At 64.0% G+C, this 2158-nt stretch carries 1 protein-coding gene; it reads right to left on the reverse strand.

Going from position 1 to position 2158, the window contains the following annotated elements; translation table 11 throughout:
• Positions 1-126 precede the first annotated feature (126 nt).
• Positions 127-1545, reverse strand: a complete 1419-nt coding sequence (gene ltrA, locus NQU54_RS48355) for a group II intron reverse transcriptase/maturase (protein ID WP_257636624.1) — start codon at positions 1543-1545, stop codon at positions 127-129.
• Between the last annotated feature and the right edge of the window lie 613 nt (positions 1546-2158).

The raw sequence follows: 2158 nt of genomic DNA on the forward strand, positions 1-2158 counted from the left end.
GTGTGAGGTCGGCTCGGGGCGCCCTGCCGGTGTTGCCACCGGTGGGTTTCCCCGAGCCGCCTCCCGAACCCGGCGTGCCCGTCTCCGGGCACCGGGCTCTCCACAAATTCCAGTGGACGGTGATTCTCAGGGACTCGGCCACGGTGTGGGGATCTTCGATCCCCGGTAGCTGTACCGAGTCGTCGGAACTGCTCCCGGGTCGAACAACACCACTCCGCCCTCAGCAGGCCACCACTTGCCGTTGCAGTAGTAGCGGCGTTTGAGGTATCCCCAGCTGGACTTCAGATGTTTCCGCCGGAGCCATCGCATCACGCATTGCCACGTGTAGTGGCTGAGGTAATGGAAGGTCCGGTGTGAAACTCCCGGCCGGAAATAGGCAGTCCAGCCTCTCAGTAAAGAACCAAGGCTGAGAAGCAGGACGGAGAGCGGTTGATTGGTGTCAATCCGATCACAGCGCAGTTTGACCTTCCCCATGGCGGACTTCAGCGCCTTCTTGCTGGGGTAGGTGTAGACATAGCTGCGATCAGTACCTCGCTTCCTGTGGCGCTGGATGCGCCATCCGAGAAAGTCGAAGCCCTCGTCGATGTGGACGATCTTCGTCTTCTCCTCCGAAAGGCGAAGGCCCATAGAGGATAGAACCGCTGCTGCCTGGTCCCGCTTGCTCTCGGCATCTGCTCTGGTGCCACGCACCAGCAGCACCCAGTCATCGGCGTAACGGACGAGCCGGTGAGGCACCGACCTCTTCCATCGGCCGTGGACGCCTGGTGCTTGGCGAGGTGGAGCGAAATGCTCATCGAGAACACTGAGCGCGAGGTTCGACAGCAGCGGAGACAGGATCCCGCCCTGCGGGGTCCCAGCGGCGGTGTCCTTGAGTCGCCGGTCCTCCGAGAGGATTCCGGCCTTCAAGAACGCCTTGATCAGTCGCACCACACGCCTGTCGGTGACACGTTCCCGCACTCGCTCCAGCAGAGCGGAGTGCGAGATTTCATCGAAACAGGCGGTGATGTCGCCCTCGACTGCCCATTCATAACGATGAGGAGGCGAGGCAAAAATCCTGATCTCGGCCACCGCATCGTGGGCTCGCCGCCCCGGCCGGAACCCATAGGAGCACGGCAGGAAGTCCGTTTCCCAGATAGGTTCCAGTACCAGTTTGAGCGCGGCTTGCACGACGCGGTCCCGCACGGTGGGGATCCCCAAACGCCGGTGCCTGGAGGTTCCCGGCTTGGGAATCATCCGTTCGCGCACCGGCAAGGGACGGAACTCGCCGGACTTCATGTCCGCCCGGAGGCTATCGAGGAAGACCTCAACCCCACGGTGCTCGATGTAGTACGCGGTCTGCCCGTCCACTCCAGCGGTCCGGGCCCCTTTGTTTCTGCGGACTCGTGCCCACGCGACCAGCAGAAAAGCCGGATCGCAGACGAGGTTGAACACATCGTCGAACTGACGGCCTGAACCTTCGGCCGCCCACTGGTGCAGTTTGGTCTGGATCTTCAGTACCCGGCGTTCGGCCTTCATCAAGGCCCACTCCAGAGCGTCGGTATTCACCGGCGACCTCCTGGCATTCCAGTATCCTCCCTGCTGATTTGCTGGTCCCCTTCGCCATGTACAGGCATCTCTCCTGCGCGGACTACTACGGGACCTCCGCCCCGTCCAACGGCCCTCGGTCGGCAACGGACCTGCCCCGCTGCCGGGCTGGATGCCCGGCCAAAGGGGCGACCGCAGACGGTTCCCACGTTCACTACGCAACCGATCAGCCGGTTAGGTGCCCAGCTATACCCCGGCAGCTTCGCCACGCCTACGCCGCAGACATTCAACGTGGCCTCCTGACCGCCGAACACAAACGGCTTCGGAGTTGGTCCCGTCCAAGGGCGGGACCACGCACTGCATACCGGCCCGAATCCGTCAGGTTGGAGCCGGCTCGACTCTTACGGGGCGTCACCCACTGGTTCACTCGCGTTGCACCTTCCGGCCTTGCTTGCCGGACCCGGACCGTCTGACGGTGCCGGTCCGTCCCGGCGTTGTCGGGGCTGCTTTCCGCCCGTTCCCGGCGTTCCCCGGGGCGGGCTGCCCCCTGCTTCACCCGGGCCGCTGCGACGGCCCGAGGGCGAAGGTCTTTCACCTCCACTCGGTTGTGTAGCGCCTCGTGGCGCACGTGCTC

This window comes from Streptomyces malaysiensis subsp. samsunensis (assembly GCF_024519315.1).
Taxonomy (GTDB): domain Bacteria; phylum Actinomycetota; class Actinomycetes; order Streptomycetales; family Streptomycetaceae; genus Streptomyces; species Streptomyces malaysiensis.